Source organism: Pseudoxanthomonas sp. 3HH-4, assembly GCF_006716465.1.
Taxonomy (GTDB): Bacteria; Pseudomonadota; Gammaproteobacteria; order Xanthomonadales; family Xanthomonadaceae; genus Pseudoxanthomonas_A.
Genome location: NZ_VFPB01000005.1, coordinates 425,431 through 439,050, shown reverse-complemented (window position 1 = coordinate 439,050; position 13,620 = coordinate 425,431). Strand labels below are relative to the sequence as shown.

The window sequence follows — 13,620 nt, the reverse complement described above, 5'->3', positions numbered from 1 at the left end:
TGCGTCATGGAGGCGACATCGCCGATACTAGGCACTTCCACGCAACGAAGACGGTCCCATGCCCGAAATCCTGGTGCTCTACTACAGCCGCGGCGGTTCCGTGGCGAAGCTGGCGCGGCAGATCGCGCGGGGCGTGGGCGAAGTGGATGGCATGTCCGCGCGGCTGCGTACCGTGCCGCCCGTGGCGGCCGTGACGCAGCAGGCCGCACCGCCGGTACCCGAGGAAGGCGCGCCCTACGTGGACCGGCAGGACCTGGCCGAATGCGCGGGCCTGGTGCTGGGCAGCCCCACCCGCTTCGGCAACATGGCCGCGCCGGTGAAGCACTTCATCGACGGTCTGGGTGCGGAGTGGGCCAGCGGCACGCTGGTGGGCAAGCCCGCGGGCGTGTTCACCTCCACCGCCACCCAGCACGGTGGGCAGGAATCGACCCTGCTGTCGATGCAGGTGCCCCTGTTGCATCACGGGTGCGTGATCGTGGGCATTCCGTTCACCGAGCCCCAGCTCAGCAGCACGCGTACAGGGGGCACGCCTTACGGCGCAAGCCACGTAGCCGGTGGCGATGACGATCCGCATCCCAGTGAAGAGGAGGCGGCGCTCGCACGTGCATTGGGGCGCCGCGTGGCCGACATCGCCCGCCGCCTGGAGACACGCTGATGGACCGTTCGCGCCTGCTGCTGGCCGCGTTGCTGCAATTGCTAGCCGTCCTCTACGCGGTGTGGTTCTACGGCGACCGTCAGTACACGCTGGCACTGCTGGTGTTCGCCCTGCCGCCGATCCTGCTGATGGTCGGCGTGATGGCGCGCCGGCGCACGGCGGCGTTCTGGGCCGGCGTGGCAGCGCTGTTCTGGTTTTCGCATGCGGTGATGGTGGCGTGGGCCGATCCGGTGAAGGCGAAGTTCGCGTGGGCCGGCATCGTGCTGTCCATCGGCATCGTGCTGGCAACCAGCTGGCCCGCCTTCGCCAAGCGGTTCGGTAGGAAGGGGTGATGCGTTTCGTCGCCACGCTGCTGTTGTGCCTGCTGTCGCCCTGTGCGTGGGCGCAGGACGCCCTCTGCGAGCCGGGCGATCCGGCACGCGTGGACAACCGCGACGGCAGTACTTTGTCGCTGCGCGTCGAGTGTTCCACCTCTGCCACGCGCCGCTACGTCGCCGAGCTGACGTGTGCCGACGGCCTCGTGTGCGACCGCCTGCAGGTCGAGCAGGATGTCACCGAGACGCCCATGGGCCACGCTGGCCTGATGGACCTGGACGGGGACGGGATGCACGAGGTGGAAGTCCGGGGCATGTGCGGCGCCGGGCCGAACTGCGAGGGTGATGTGTACCGGATCGATCCGGCCACGCGGTCGCTGCGCCACTACCTCAGCGATTTCTACTACGAGCTGCAGGTCATCGAGGGCTGGCTGGTCGCCTCCGGCCGCAGCAGCTGCTGCAGCTGGAGCTACCGGTTGTGGAAACTTGATGCGCCCCATGCCCTTCCACTCGACGGGACCCGCATGGACCTGAGGGTGCAGGTGGATGCGACGGGCGACGAAGACGGCAACGTCGACGGCGCTCAATGCACGTTTCTGCGGGAAAGCGGCGATAATCGCGTGGTCGTCGCGCCGCCGTCGCCCGCGCTGGAAGCGATCTGCCGGCACTACGGCGAGTCGTACGACCTGACATCCCCGGATACAACGCCAGGCGCGCCTTGAGCGCCGGCAGGAGCATAGAGATGGACGAGCTGCTGATCGTCACCACGGGTGGCACGATCGACAAGATCTACTTCGACGACAAGTCCGATTACCAGATCGGCGATCCGCAGATCGGCATGATCCTGCGCGAGCTGGGGGTGACGTTCCGCTTCACGGTCATCCCGATCCTGCGCAAGGATTCGCTGCACATCACCGACGAGGACCGCGAGCTGATCCGCGCCACCATCGCGGCGCAGCCGACGAAGCATGTGCTGGTGACGCACGGCACCGACAGCATGGTGCAGACGGGCCATGTGCTGGCCTCCATCCCGGACAAGACCATCGTGATGACCGGCGCCCTCAGCCCTGCCCGCTTCCGTGGCTCGGACGCGGAGTTCAACATCGGATGCGCCATCGGCGCCGTGCAGTCGCTTCCCACCGGCGTCTACATCGCCATGAACGGTCGCATCTGGGACCCGGCGAAGGTCCGCAAGAACGTGGCGGCGAACCGGTTCGAGGCGGTGTGATACCGGCCGACGGACGCAGGAGCAACGACAAGGCCCGCTGATGCGGGCCTTGTGCTTTCACGGGAGAGGGAATTGTTCTCCGACTCCTATTCCTGAAAACCTGCTCTGACCCTATTCCGGAATTGGCCTACGGCGGCGAAATGGCAAATGCGCAGAGGCTTGACGACAGCGGGACGGCCTTCGCACCCAGGGCCTCATAAAGCGAGATAGCCCTGTGGTTACTGGAGCGCACATTGTTGATCACAAGCTCGCGACACCCCTCGTCACGCGCCTTCTGTCGCAGCTGTTCAATCACCGTACTTCCATAGCCACGAGAGCGCTGTCTTGAATCAATCTCGATCTTCTCCAGCACAAAGCGCTCGCCCGACTCGAACCACCCGTGGGCACGACCTACACGGCGGCCATCGAGCCATGGCTCAATGACATAGTGCCGCCGCTGCTGGCTCTCCTCGAAGCACCAGTCTGTTTTCCATTGGAGAGGGGTTGTTTTCAATGCAGGTCTACTTGGCTGCGATGGCCGAACACCGGGTCACGCCGGGCCGTGTCGCGGCCTGGGCAAAGGGGAAACAGGCCGGAAGCGGGAGCGCAGGATACACGTCCCGGGCTGAATCGCCGCGCAGCCGACACGGCATGCACAGGTCACCCACGGCACCGACAGCAGGATGCAGACGGGCCACGAGTTGCTCCCATCCCGGACAAGACCATCGTGATGACCGGCGCCCTCAGGACAATAGGTTGGGGTGAGCACAGCGAACCCCAACAACTTCAGCCCTCCCCCGCACGGAAGTCGTCCTCTGGCGCCACAGCCCAATCTTCCGTCATCTCGCCCCGCCGGATATACCGATGGATCGAACTATAGGGCCACTCCGCAGTACGGGCCGCGTAGCCATGCTTCACCGGATTGATGTGCACGTAATCCACGTGCCGCCGCAGATCATCTTCGTCGGTGATCAGATGCTCCCAGAAACGACGCTGCCAGATGCCACGCTCGCCCTTGCGGCGCCGGGTGGTGCGTATCTGCTCGCCCTTGGGTATCGACCGCGAGAATCCCGCCTTGATCAGCATCCAGCGCGTGGCGCAGTCGCCATCACCTTCGGGAAGTGTCCAGACCGCGTGCAGATGGTCCGGCAGAACGACCCACGCACGATATCGAACGGATGCCGCTGCTTGACCACGCGGACCGCGGTGCGCAGGTCATCGATGCGATCCACCAACAGCGTGCCCGAACGCTCAGTCAGGTTGACCGTGAAGAAATAGGTGCCGCCTTCCTGGCGGGTGCGCCGATAGTCCATGGCCCATCATCTTCCCCGCGTGTTGGGGTTCGCAAGCTCACCCCAACCTATGCCGCTGCCGCGAATGTCACGGCACGCCGGGCGGGCATCGCTCACTAGCCCCCGCGCTTCGCCTTGTGATACGCCACAAGCGCATTCGCATGCCCGTGGCCCATCTTGTGCTCCGTCTTCAGCAGGGCAACCTGCTCCATGTGCTTGCGGTCGCTGGCGGCATCCAGGATCTTGAACCAGTGTTCCACCGGCTTGCCGTACTGCTTCTCTATCGAGGGGAAGTAGGAAGCCGGGCCTTTCACCTTCTCGTTCGTCGTCATGCATCGCTCCTCAATGGAATGAGGCAGTGGCCGCCACGCTGGCGGCCATGACCTGCCCCTGTTTGCCCGACGAAGGAGCGGATCCCGGATCGACATGCCGGCTCCGCTGCTCGCGGCCCTCCCTTGGGAACAGCAACGGCTCGGCGTCGCAGAGCCGTCGTTGTCTGGCGCGGTTACTCGGCGGCTTGGTCCGCTTGCCGTGCCGCACGGTCGATCGTGTCGGCGACCACCTTGGGTTGCGTCATGAAGACGGCGTGGCTGGCGGATACCTTGGTGATGCGTGCGTTGATGCGTTCGGCCATGTGGATGAGCATGGCCTGGTCGAAGGCCTTGTCTTCGGTAGCGATCACGGCCCAGCTGGGTTTGCTGCGCCACGCCGCGTTTGTCAGCACGGTGCCGAACGCGGACATGTTGATGGGCACCTGCGAATCACGCAGGAAGGCGGCGTCGGCATCGGTGGTGTCGTGGGCGAAGCCGGCCTTGAACTTGTCCGCACGGATGAAGCCGAACCCGTCGCTGGAGGTGTCGATCACGAACTCCGGCGTGGGCGCGAAGCCGGTGTACTGCTGGGCGGTGGTTTCGCCGGCGTCCGGCGCCAGTGCGGACACATAGACCAAGCCGGCCACTTTGTCGTGGACGCCGGCTTCGGTGATGACGGTGCCACCCCACGAATGGCCGACCAAGATGGCGGGACCGTCCTGACGGTCCAGCACACGACGGGTGGCCTGTACGTCATCGGCGAGGGAGGTCAGCGGGTTCTGCACGATCGAGACGCGGTAACCGCGCGCGGTCAGATCGTCGTAGACCGGACGCCAGCCGGCACCGTCGGCAAAGGCGCCGTGCACCAGCACGACGTTCTTCACGGCGACGGGCGCGCCGTGCACCGCGTCGTCAGCCTGTGCGGCGGGGGAAAGGGTGGCGGCCAGGGCGGCCGCGAGCAGAACGGGGATCAACTTGAACATGGAGGTGTCCTCGGCATGGGTGGGTGTGCGGCGCGTCGGCCGGCAGGGCTACTGTGCGCCGCACGCCAGGACTATCGGCCACTAAACGTCCAGAAAACTTGATCCATCGTGCTGCGATGCGCTGACCGCGTTCTGGCCCGGCAATGGCACCGCGGGCTTCACTTGGCCGCGTGTCGCGGTCAAGGAGCGGGAACGGGTCGCCCTCGTTTACCGGGACTCGTTGTACTCCTCGGTGCGGTACATGCTGCGTGGCGCAGGTCAGCCATGCGCTGACCTCTCTCCGACCACAGCGTTGTGATGACCGGCACGCTCAGCCCATGTTTCCGTGGCTTGGCTGGTCAGTTCGACATCGGTTGCGTAGTTGGTAACTCAATAGGAGCGATTTCCGCTTCCGACCAGAAGCGGACTCGACCAGACCGCCCGAGTGAACTCGCGCTGTGAAGTGTCGGCTTGGACGAGTTGTTAGCCCCGCGGCTCTTCTGATTTGACCGACGCGCCGTCTATGATTTCATCAATTACGCGCGCCTTCCAAACAACACCCAGTTGCGCTCTAGACTCATCAGCGCCGATTCGCCCGGAGTAGACGCCAATGAAGTTCCTGATCTGCCCAATGATTTCAGAGCCGGTAAGCTTTTCGCTGGTCTTGCCGTGAATCCCAACACGCTGCATTACGACCGGTGAGCCCGACAACCCTGAACGCGTCGCGGTATCTATCAGCAGCTTAGGCAACTGCTCAAGATCGACGTCCGGTTCGGATGCAACGCTGGCTCTCTTCCAGATCGGAAGTTGCAAGTGCGTTACATCTGCAAACGGGTAACCAACCACGAATGCATCGTCTGCAACTCGGGTATCAAAGCTGGTTTGGAAGCGAATATGGTTAATTGGGAAGACTTGGTACCGATCACAAATTGCCAACGGCAGAGGAATCGCAACCACGTCCACTTTATTACCGTGAATGGGATGACAAAGCCAGATCGGGACTTGCATGTCCTCATCGCTGTAGAGGGGGAGGTATTCTCGGCAGCACGCCCCCGGATTGTCCTTGCTGCGAAAGAGCGTCGACAGCATGTCTGGCACAGCCAAAGTATCGGAAAGGCATTTCCCGTCCAATGGACTGCGCCCGGTGACGTTGTGCCAATTGGTCACCAAATAGGTGATACCGCCACGCTCATAGATGAATCCGGTACCCGACGACAGGACAGTGTCGGTAGGTCGGAAGCCAAGATGCAGGTGATGTGTCGTGAGCGAGATCGGGTCTGGAGTGATGGTGCGCATGTCTTAGAACAGGCCTAACACATTGAGTTAGGCCGACCGGCGAAGCGGATTCGACTTGAATGCATTGTTAGAGCTCTTGGCCGACGCAGCATCAGCGCTCGATATGGTCGCGCAAGATGGTTTTGAGCACCTGATACTTGTCGCCGGACGCACGAAAGGCCAATAGGCCCGGGTTCTCATGCTGTAGTCGTCCATAGAAGCCAAGGATCTCGTTCTCAGAACGCTGACCAGCAGGTTGCTGCCTCAACCACTCTTGAACGATTAATGGCTCAAGATCGGATCGCTTTGCCATGGAGAGTCTCCAAGAGTTCTAACCACCTAGTATCCGGATCCCTGGCTCCGGCTTATGCAGCCTATCCAAAGCGCACCGTACGGTTCGCTGTCCCCTTGATACGGCGCGATCTTAGGGCGACTTTGTCCGACTAACAACCCTATGAATAGCCCGACCCAGTGAGCCCGGCGGGCCGGATTTCAAGAGAAGTGGGCACGCACTGATGTCCGCTTCGGGTCGGAACCCGCCAATGCCAAGAGCAGAATCCCGGGCAACTCGCCACTTGCTGAAAACAAAACGGCCCCGCATCGCGGGGCCGTTGCTTTCCATCACCCAGCAACGAGCTACCCGTTGCCGCCACTCTCCCCTCCCGGCTCCCCCGTTCCCTGCGGGCTGATGCGCCACCGCGCGCCCAGGTTGCGGCGGGCTTCGTCCAGGCCCTTGCCCTTGCCGGCCACCTTCAGCACGCCGTACACCTCCAGCGCGGCGGCCATCAGGTCGCTGCCCAGCGCCATCTCGGTGTCGGTCACGCGCTGGTAGAGATGGGCGATGCGCAGAATGCGCGGGCGGAGCAGGTCCAGCGCCTGCTGGTCGCGCTGGAAACCCTCGATATCGAAGTCGCGCGCCATGATGCCGGCGTGCTGCTGCGCCACATTGAGCGCGGCGCGACAGAAGGCTTCGGACTTCTCGCCCATCTTGGTCAGCCCACGCCGCTGTTCCGGCGTCAGCGAGATCAGGTGGGCCAGGCTGTTCTCCATCTGCAGGATGGCGGCGTCCAGCGGATCCAGGACGGAGGTGTCGATCTGCAGGTCCACGAGGTTCTGACTCATTGTCACTCCTTGATTCCATGTCAGGTGATGCCGCCGTATCCGACGGCACAGGTACGCTACCCCTTCCCGCCTCCGCGTCCAAGCCAGCGACAGTGGGAAATGCCTAACAATAGAAGCGCATACAGAAGAAGCGGCAAACCTGACGCAGGCGCGCACGCATCTAGTGTGAGAAATCGAACCAGAAAGGTGCGCTCGCAGGCTTCTGAAGTGAGATGACGAAGAATATTTCTTTGGTCGGGAAGCATTTTTCTTCGCGCCCAAAGAAACGCTCTTCGCTCGGGCAGCCGCAAGGTGAGACGACGAGGAAATCTGCTTCGGCGTCGATGCTTGAAGGTGAGACGACGAAGAAATTTTCTCTGCCGCTGAAGCTCTTTTCTTCGATAGGACAGCTCCATCGGCTGAAGACGCACCATCAAAGTGCGCAGGCGAAGCCCGGAGGTCTGGCAGGGAGGAAAATTTCTTCGATGACACTGAAGCCCTGAGCACCGGCAAGCAAAAAAGAACCCCGGCCAAGGCCGGGGTTCCTCCTGCACCTCCCTGTGCTCCCCTCGGGGGCAATCCTCAGAAGGTGATGCTCCAGCTGTTGATGTAGCCGGTGTCGATGCTGGCACGGTCGCGGGCGCGCAGGCGCCAGTTACCGTTGAGGGCTTCGCTGGACAGGTTGACCGTGTAAGTGGTGTTGATGTTGTCGGCACTGCCGCCGCTGCGGTTGTGCAGGGTGTACACCGAGCCGTCCGGCGCGAGCAGGTCGACGATCAGGTCGCCCTTGTACGTATGCACGATGTTCACCGCCACCTGCGCGTTGCTGGGCGCATTGCCGGTACGCCCCGACACGGCGATGGTGCTGGTCACGCCGGTGTTGTTGTTGTCCGGAATACTCACATCGGTACCGTTGGTGTAGGTCTGCGTGCCCGGATCCGGATCGGGATCACCCCCCTGCACCGCCGTCACCGCGCCATCCGCATTGGCGATGCCCGCACCGCACCCGCCCGAGCACGTACCGGGCAGAGGACGCGCCGTGCTCTTCAACGTGCTCTCCACCTGCGCCGGCGTCAGCGGAGACGCGGCCGCCGCCTGCATCAACGCGACTACGCCCGCCACGTGCGGTGCCGCCATAGACGTGCCGTTGTACGACGCATAACTCGCGCTGCCCGGCGTGGTGGTGCCGGTGTTGAGCGTGGACAGAATGCTCGCGCCCGGCGCGGAGATGTCGATGCCGGTGCCGTAGTTGGAGAAGCTGGCACGCGAACCGGCCGATGTGGTCGCTGCGACAGCGACGACGTTCGGGCAGTTCGCCGGCACGGCGCTGGACACGTTGGTGTTGCTGTTGCCGGCCGCGACCACGACGGTGGTGCCGCGACCCACCGCGCCATTGATCGCATTCTGGTAGGTGCTGGAACAGGTGCCGCCGCCGCCCAGCGACATGTTGATCACTTCGGCCGGGTTGGCATTGGCGGGCACACCGCTGACCGTGCCGCCGGAAGCCCAGGTGATCGCGTCGGCGATGTCGGAGGTATAACCACCGCAGCGGCCCAGCACGCGTACCGGCACCACCTTGGCGCCGAACGCGGTACCGGCCACGCCGGTGGCGTTGTTGGTCACCGCCGCCACCGTGCCCGCCACATGCGTGCCGTGCCAGCTGGAGTTGGTCACCGGCGAACCGCTGTAGCACTCGTTCGCCACCGGGTTCCAATCGCCTTCGTCGTTGGGGTTGGAATCGCGGCCGTCACCATCGCGCGAGACGAACGTGTCGCTGATGAAATCGTAGCCGGGCAGGATGTTCGCGTTGAGGTCGGCATGGTTGGTGATGCCGGTATCGATGACGGCCACCACCACGCCCGCGCCGGTGGACTTGTCCCAGGCCGGACGCACGTTGATGCCGGACGCCGTGGTGCCGAAGCCCCACTGCTCGGAGAAGCGCGTGTCGTTCGGCGTCAGCACGGCGTACATGCGCTGGTCGATTTCCACGTACTCGACATTCGGATCCGCCGCCAGCTGCCGCATCAGCGATTCGGCTTCCACGCGGTCCAGCTTGCGGTCGGCGCGCACGACGTCAGCACCGCCCGCCGCCAGCCGGCGCAGCTTCTGCACGCCCAGCGCACGACCGCCGCGCTTGGCGACGCCGGTACTGGCAGCCGTACTGAGCGAACGCTGCAACTGTGCCGCATCGGAACTTTCCGTACTGCCATCGCGGTACTTCACGATGAAGCGGTCGTAGCCACCGGGTTCTTCCACCTGCAGGCCGCTCATGTCGACGCGACCGGCCATCGCCGGCAACGCGTAGAGCGATGCGAGCACGGCGGACGACAGGCACAGCAGGCGGACACGCGAACCACGCTTTGCAATTCCAGACATCAGACTCTCCCTCAACGATGAAATGAAAAGCCGCCAATGCGGCAATGGCCCGGTCGAGGGCGCAAGGTTGTTACGGGAGGGGGTGGACGGGCAGTTGCGTTCGACCGGATGCACGTCGTGCAATGCACGACGCAACGACGACGCTAACGGAGAGCGCGGAGATGAATCAGCGATGAAAGACACACTTCGCATCGACATGTTGCAAACGTAATCGTCGGAATACACGCATGTAGTGAAGCCACCGGTGGACATGCGCTGGTAGATTCATTTACGTCTTGCACGCGTGAGCAAAGCGAATTTTTTATTCGCATTGACGCTATTCAATTACGTAAAAAAAAGCCCGCTACTCAGCGGGCTTTTTCTGTTTCGCTCGATGGCGATCAATCGCGCAGCTTCACCAGCCACCCATGACGGTCGGGCAGGCGGCCGTACTGGATGTCGGTCAGTTCCTTGCGGATGCCCATCGTCACCTCGCCTGCCGGTGCACTGATGTCGCCCACGGCAAAATCCTTGCCCTTCAACTGACCGATCGGGGTGATGACCGCAGCGGTGCCGCAGGCGAACACTTCCACGATCTCGCCCGAGGCGACACCCTGCTTCCATTCGTCGATGGAGACCTTGCGCTCTTCCACCGCGTGGCCGCGATCGCGCGCGATCTGCAGGATGCTGGAACGGGTGATGCCTTCCAGGATGCTGCCGGAAAGTTCCGGGGTGACGATGCGGCCGTCCTTGTAGACCAGGAACACGTTCATGCCGCCGAGTTCTTCCAGGTACTTGCCCTCGACCGGGTCGAGGAACAGCACCTGCGAGCAGCCCTGCGCCTGCGCCTCCTGCTGCGGCAGCAGCGAGGCCGCATAGTTGCCGCCGCACTTGGCAGCACCGGTACCGCCCTTGGCGGCGCGCGCATAGTCCTCGGACAGCCAGATGGACACCGGCGCCACGCCCTTGGCGAAGTACGCGCCGGCCGGGCTGGCGATGACGTAGTAGCCCGCCTTTTGCGCGGCGCGCACGCCGAGGAAGGCTTCGGTGGCGATCATGAAGGGACGGAAGTACAGGCTGGTCTCCGGCGCCGACGGCACCCAGTCGCCATCGACGGCGACCAGCTGGCGCAGTGATTCGACGAATTCGGCCACCGGCAGCTGCGGCAGCGCCAGGCGTGCGGCCGAGCGCTGCAGGCGCGCACCGTTGGCGTCGGGACGGAAGGTCCAGATGGAACCGTCTGCATGGCGGTAGGCCTTGATGCCTTCGAAGATTTCCTGGCCGTAATGCAGCACGGAGGCGGCCGGGTCCAGCGACAGCGGGCCGTAGGCGCGTACTTCCGCGTCATGCCAGCCCTGCGCCTTGTCCCAGCTGATGGCGACCATGTGGTCGGTGAAGTGCAGCCCGAACCCGGGGCTGGCGAGGATGGCGTCGCGCTCGGCGGCCGTGCGGGCCTTCTCGTTGCGGGTCACGCGGTAGGTCAACGGGGCGGCGTTCATCACGTTCATCTCTTCCTTCCTGACGGGTTCTGCAGAGGGCGAGCCGGGGGGCTCAGAGCATGCCGGTTTCCAGCTTGGCGGCTTCGGACATCATGTGGCGGCCCCACGGCGGGTCGAACACGAGTTCGACATCAGCCTCTGCCACGGTGGGAATCATTTCCAGCTTGCTACGCACGTCGTCGACCAGGATCTCGCCCATGCCGCAGCCGGGCGCGGTCAGCGTCATCTTCACGTCGACCCCGCGCTGGCCGTCCTCGCGAGTGCTGAGGTTGGCCTCGTAGACCAGGCCGAGGTCGACGATGTTGAAGGGGATTTCCGGATCGAAGCAGGTGCGCAGCTGGTTCCACACCAGCGCCTCGACTTCCTCGTCGCTCGCGTTGTCGGGGAGCGACAGGGGTTCGGAGGGTTCCTTGCCGATGGCATCCGCATCCTTGCCGGCGATGCGCATCAGGTTGCCTTCGACGAAGACGGTATAGCTGCCGCCGAGCGCCTGGGTGATGTAGCCATAGCTGCCGGCCGGCAGGGTGACGAGTTCCCCCTGCGGCACCAGCACGGCGGCGCAATCGCGGGAGAATTGGACGGGTTCGCTGCTGCGGGAGTACATGCCGGACCAGATGGGGGCGCGCGTGGGGCGCTGCAAGGCGACCTATTGTAGCGCCGCGCCCCGGCGGCCGCGTCCAGGCCGTATCCTTGGCGGCCCTGCCGGAGTCTCCATGTCCCCCGCCCAGCGTCGCCTCCCCCGTTGGCTGGTTCCCGTGATGCTCGTGCTGGCCAGTGCCTGCGTGCTGGTGATCTGGGTGGTGCTGTCGGTCTACCTGCAACGCCAAGCTGGCTGGATGGCACTGCTGGCGGCGGCGGACGTGGTGCTGGTGCTGCGGCTGGCCGGGATGCCGGCCGGTCACCGCCGTGCCTGGCTCGGCGCAGGCACGACCCTGCTCATCTGCCTGCTGGCGCTGTGGGGCATCGCCGCGACCCAGGTCGGCTTCTCGATGGGCCTGGCACCGTGGGACTCGATGACGAAGCTGGGCACGGACTACGCGTGGACGCTGGTGACGCTGACCACCACACCGCTGGACTGGGCCGCGCTGGCCATCGCACCGCTGCTTGCCGGCTGGGCGGCGCGCTGACGCGGATCAGGCGAGTCCCTGCCCGCGCATGCACGCGGCGAACACCTGCACCGCCTGTTCGATCTCCGCCACCGACATGCTCGCAAAGCCCATCAGCAGGCCGGCCTGCGCGGGCACGCGCTGGTAGTACGGCGCGATCGGATAGAGATCCAGCCCCTTTTCGCGCGCCGCCAGGATCAGCGCGCGGCCCTGCGCCTGGTCGGCCTTCCGCAGCCACGCCACCAGGTGCATGCCGGCGCGCGAGTCGGCGATGTGCAGCGCGTCGCCCAGTTCACGCGCAAGCCCGTCCATCAGCGCGCTGCGCCGCTCGGCGAGTGCGCGCGCGGTGCGGCGCAGGTGGCGCTCGAAGCCGCCGTCGGCCATGAAGTTGGCCAGCGCGGCCTGCTCAATGGCAGAGCTGCCGAAGTCGTCCTGCCACTTCGCGTTGAGGTAGTCGCGCTGCAGGCCCGGCGGCATCACCAGGTAGCCCAGCCGCATCGACGGGAACAGCACCTTCGAGAACGTGCCCACGTAGACGACGCGGCCGTCGCGGTCGAGCGAGCGCAGCGCGGCCAGTGGTTGCGCGTCGTAGCGGAATTCGCCGTCGTAGTCGTCCTCGAAGATCCAGCAGTCGTGGCGGCGCGCGTAGTCGAGCAGGGCTAGCCGCCGTTCCAGCGACATCACCACGCCCGACGGGAACTGGTGCGACGGCGTCACACAGACCAGCTTGGGGGCCGGCGACGGCAGGTGGTCCAGCCGCAGGCCCTGCGCATCCACGTCCACCGCGTCGACCTGCGCGCCGTGCATCTGCAGCACTTCGCGCATGGCGGTGTAGTGCGGCTCTTCCACCACCGCGCTCTCGCCGACGTCGAGCAGCACGCGCGCGCTCAGCGCCATCGCCTGCTGCGTGCCCGCGACGATCAGCACATCCTCCGGCAACGCCTGCACGCCGCGCCGCCGCGCGAGGTAGTCGCAGACGGCGTCGCGCAGCGCGGGCAGCCCCTGCGTCATCGGATAGTTGGGCGCGGTATAGGCGGCCGCACGGGCCAGCTCGCGCGCCCAGGCGCTGGTCAGCGCCGGGTTGGTGTACGGCACGCCATACGAGAACGCGTAGCGCATGCCCGGCGTGGGGCGGCCGGCCATGGTGGCGTGGTCGTGGTAGCGGCGGCCGCGGCGGGCGAACGCGGACTGCGGCGGGCGCTCCGCCTGCGGCGTGGTGGCGGGCACTTCCGGGCGGACCGGCGGGGTGATGAAGCTGCCCGAGCCGACCCGGCCACGGACGAAGCCCTCCGCCCGCAGCTGCTCGTAGGCGGCCAGCACGGTATTGCGCGACAGGCCCAGATCGCGCGCCAGTTGCCGGGTGGCCGGCAGGCGCCCGGCCCCGCCCAGGCGGCCGGCGAACAGGGCGACCTTCAGCGCCCGCGTCAGCTGGGCATGCAGCGGCCCCTGGCCGTCCATGTTCACGTGCATCCGGAGTTCCTCGCGTGGATTGGCCCTATTCCAGTCGACCGAATTGGACCTTGATAGTGCCACTTTTCCACGC

18 protein-coding genes and 1 pseudogene are annotated in these 13,620 nt (G+C 65.0%); 7 read left to right on the top strand and 12 right to left on the bottom strand.

The features are described from left to right. Positions 1-58: 58 nt before the first annotated feature. The 4 genes from wrbA to FB548_RS16485 are packed head-to-tail and all read left to right on the top strand — an operon-like array spanning position 59 to position 2,197. Entirely contained in the window at positions 59-655 is a 597-nt protein-coding gene (gene wrbA / locus FB548_RS16500; protein ID WP_142125878.1) for an NAD(P)H:quinone oxidoreductase, read from the top strand. Further along, positions 655-987 carry a DUF2069 domain-containing protein gene (locus FB548_RS16495; protein ID WP_142125877.1) on the top strand — a complete coding sequence of 111 codons (333 nt, stop codon included), beginning with the start codon at positions 655-657 and terminating at the stop codon, positions 985-987. The genes wrbA and FB548_RS16495 overlap by 1 nt, the downstream gene beginning before the upstream one ends. Further along, entirely contained in the window at positions 987-1,691 is a 705-nt protein-coding gene (locus tag FB548_RS16490) for a hypothetical protein (protein ID WP_142125876.1), read from the top strand. Before FB548_RS16495 ends, FB548_RS16490 begins: the two co-directional genes overlap by 1 nt. Positions 1,692-1,711: 20 nt before the next feature. Beyond that, the gene (locus FB548_RS16485; protein WP_142125875.1) at positions 1,712-2,197 is read left to right on the top strand and encodes an asparaginase domain-containing protein; all 486 of its coding nucleotides are present in this window, start codon (positions 1,712-1,714) and stop codon (positions 2,195-2,197) included. 127 nt (positions 2,198-2,324) lie between these two features. On the opposite strand, the gene FB548_RS16480 is transcribed toward FB548_RS16485, so the two are convergent. Then, entirely contained in the window at positions 2,325-2,690 is a 366-nt protein-coding gene (locus tag FB548_RS16480; RefSeq protein WP_142125874.1) for a GNAT family N-acetyltransferase, read from the bottom strand. 115 nt (positions 2,691-2,805) lie between these two features. On the opposite strand from FB548_RS16480, the pseudogene FB548_RS16475 reads away from it, so the two are divergent. After that, positions 2,806-2,921: pseudogene (locus tag FB548_RS16475) on the top strand (asparaginase); the annotation flags it as partial. Between the two features lie 41 nt (positions 2,922-2,962). Here the strand turns inward: FB548_RS16475 and FB548_RS19050 are convergent. From FB548_RS19050 to FB548_RS16445, 7 genes are all read right to left on the bottom strand, one after another. Continuing rightward, on the bottom strand, positions 2,963-3,262 hold the full coding sequence (locus FB548_RS19050) for a hypothetical protein (RefSeq protein ID WP_255470595.1): 300 nt from the start codon (positions 3,260-3,262) through the stop codon (positions 2,963-2,965). Continuing rightward, positions 3,256-3,489 (bottom strand): hypothetical protein, encoded by a 234-nt coding sequence (locus FB548_RS19045; protein ID WP_255470594.1) that lies wholly within the window; start codon positions 3,487-3,489, stop codon positions 3,256-3,258. The genes FB548_RS19050 and FB548_RS19045 overlap by 7 nt, the downstream gene beginning before the upstream one ends. Positions 3,490-3,584: 95 nt before the next feature. After that, entirely contained in the window at positions 3,585-3,800 is a 216-nt protein-coding gene (locus tag FB548_RS16465) for a DUF4287 domain-containing protein (RefSeq protein WP_142125873.1), read from the bottom strand. Between the two features lie 173 nt (positions 3,801-3,973). After that, positions 3,974-4,762: an alpha/beta hydrolase gene (locus tag FB548_RS16460; RefSeq protein WP_142125872.1), complete on the bottom strand. Its 789-nt coding sequence runs from the start codon at positions 4,760-4,762 to the stop codon at positions 3,974-3,976. Positions 4,763-5,224: 462 nt separating this feature from the next. Next, complete coding sequence (locus FB548_RS16455) at positions 5,225-6,037, bottom strand: hypothetical protein (RefSeq protein WP_142125871.1); 813 nt, start codon at positions 6,035-6,037, stop codon at positions 5,225-5,227. A 91-nt stretch (positions 6,038-6,128) separates the two neighbouring features. After that, entirely contained in the window at positions 6,129-6,329 is a 201-nt protein-coding gene (locus FB548_RS16450) for a hypothetical protein (RefSeq protein WP_142125870.1), read from the bottom strand. A gap of 323 nt (positions 6,330-6,652) precedes the next feature. Then, positions 6,653-7,138 (bottom strand): hypothetical protein, encoded by a 486-nt coding sequence (locus FB548_RS16445; protein ID WP_142125869.1) that lies wholly within the window; start codon positions 7,136-7,138, stop codon positions 6,653-6,655. Between the two features lie 212 nt (positions 7,139-7,350). On the opposite strand from FB548_RS16445, the gene FB548_RS16440 reads away from it, so the two are divergent. After that, positions 7,351-7,620 (top strand): hypothetical protein, encoded by a 270-nt coding sequence (locus tag FB548_RS16440; protein WP_142125868.1) that lies wholly within the window; start codon positions 7,351-7,353, stop codon positions 7,618-7,620. 79 nt (positions 7,621-7,699) lie between these two features. Here the strand turns inward: FB548_RS16440 and FB548_RS16435 are convergent, their stop codons facing one another. The 3 genes from FB548_RS16435 to sufT all read right to left on the bottom strand — a co-directional run bounded on the left by FB548_RS16435 (position 7,700) and on the right by sufT (position 11,575). Beyond that, positions 7,700-9,493: a S8 family serine peptidase gene (locus tag FB548_RS16435; protein WP_142125867.1), complete on the bottom strand. Its 1,794-nt coding sequence runs from the start codon at positions 9,491-9,493 to the stop codon at positions 7,700-7,702. Positions 9,494-9,873: 380 nt separating this feature from the next. Next, a complete protein-coding gene (locus tag FB548_RS16430; protein WP_142125926.1) occupies positions 9,874-10,971 on the bottom strand; it encodes a branched-chain amino acid aminotransferase in 1,098 nt (365 codons plus the stop codon). Positions 10,972-11,023: 52 nt separating this feature from the next. Beyond that, positions 11,024-11,575, bottom strand: a complete 552-nt coding sequence (gene sufT / locus FB548_RS16425) for a putative Fe-S cluster assembly protein SufT (protein ID WP_142125866.1) — start codon at positions 11,573-11,575, stop codon at positions 11,024-11,026. Between the two features lie 109 nt (positions 11,576-11,684). Between sufT and FB548_RS16420 the strand changes: the two genes are divergently transcribed. After that, positions 11,685-12,098, top strand: a complete 414-nt coding sequence (locus FB548_RS16420; RefSeq protein WP_142125865.1) for a hypothetical protein — start codon at positions 11,685-11,687, stop codon at positions 12,096-12,098. A gap of 6 nt (positions 12,099-12,104) precedes the next feature. Here FB548_RS16420 and FB548_RS16415 read toward each other — a convergent pair whose 3' ends face one another. Beyond that, positions 12,105-13,547, bottom strand: a complete 1,443-nt coding sequence (locus tag FB548_RS16415) for a PLP-dependent aminotransferase family protein (RefSeq protein WP_142125864.1) — start codon at positions 13,545-13,547, stop codon at positions 12,105-12,107. Between the last annotated feature and the right edge of the window lie 73 nt (positions 13,548-13,620).

What these genes read in the sequence shown, in the direction of transcription:
- FB548_RS16420 (WP_142125865.1), top strand. Translation starts at nt 11,685, where the DNA reads ATGTCCCCCGCCCAGCGTCGCCTCCCCCGTTGGCTGGTTCCCGTGATG.
- FB548_RS16415 (WP_142125864.1), bottom strand. Translation starts at nt 13,547, where the DNA reads ATGCACGTGAACATGGACGGCCAGGGGCCGCTGCATGCCCAGCTGACG.
- FB548_RS16430 (WP_142125926.1), bottom strand. Translation starts at nt 10,971, where the DNA reads ATGAACGCCGCCCCGTTGACCTACCGCGTGACCCGCAACGAGAAGGCC.
- FB548_RS16485 (WP_142125875.1), top strand. Translation starts at nt 1,712, where the DNA reads ATGGACGAGCTGCTGATCGTCACCACGGGTGGCACGATCGACAAGATC.
- FB548_RS16455 (WP_142125871.1), bottom strand. Translation starts at nt 6,037, where the DNA reads ATGCGCACCATCACTCCAGACCCGATCTCGCTCACGACACATCACCTG.
- FB548_RS16435 (WP_142125867.1), bottom strand. Translation starts at nt 9,493, where the DNA reads ATGTCTGGAATTGCAAAGCGTGGTTCGCGTGTCCGCCTGCTGTGCCTG.
- sufT (WP_142125866.1), bottom strand. Translation starts at nt 11,575, where the DNA reads ATGTACTCCCGCAGCAGCGAACCCGTCCAATTCTCCCGCGATTGCGCC.
- FB548_RS19050 (WP_255470595.1), bottom strand. Translation starts at nt 3,262, where the DNA reads ATGCTGATCAAGGCGGGATTCTCGCGGTCGATACCCAAGGGCGAGCAG.
- FB548_RS16490 (WP_142125876.1), top strand. Translation starts at nt 987, where the DNA reads ATGCGTTTCGTCGCCACGCTGCTGTTGTGCCTGCTGTCGCCCTGTGCG.
- FB548_RS19045 (WP_255470594.1), bottom strand. Translation starts at nt 3,489, where the DNA reads ATGGACTATCGGCGCACCCGCCAGGAAGGCGGCACCTATTTCTTCACG.
- FB548_RS16460 (WP_142125872.1), bottom strand. Translation starts at nt 4,762, where the DNA reads ATGTTCAAGTTGATCCCCGTTCTGCTCGCGGCCGCCCTGGCCGCCACC.
- FB548_RS16440 (WP_142125868.1), top strand. Translation starts at nt 7,351, where the DNA reads ATGACGAAGAATATTTCTTTGGTCGGGAAGCATTTTTCTTCGCGCCCA.
- FB548_RS16495 (WP_142125877.1), top strand. Translation starts at nt 655, where the DNA reads ATGGACCGTTCGCGCCTGCTGCTGGCCGCGTTGCTGCAATTGCTAGCC.
- wrbA (WP_142125878.1), top strand. Translation starts at nt 59, where the DNA reads ATGCCCGAAATCCTGGTGCTCTACTACAGCCGCGGCGGTTCCGTGGCG.
- FB548_RS16450 (WP_142125870.1), bottom strand. Translation starts at nt 6,329, where the DNA reads ATGGCAAAGCGATCCGATCTTGAGCCATTAATCGTTCAAGAGTGGTTG.
- FB548_RS16445 (WP_142125869.1), bottom strand. Translation starts at nt 7,138, where the DNA reads ATGAGTCAGAACCTCGTGGACCTGCAGATCGACACCTCCGTCCTGGAT.
- FB548_RS16465 (WP_142125873.1), bottom strand. Translation starts at nt 3,800, where the DNA reads ATGACGACGAACGAGAAGGTGAAAGGCCCGGCTTCCTACTTCCCCTCG.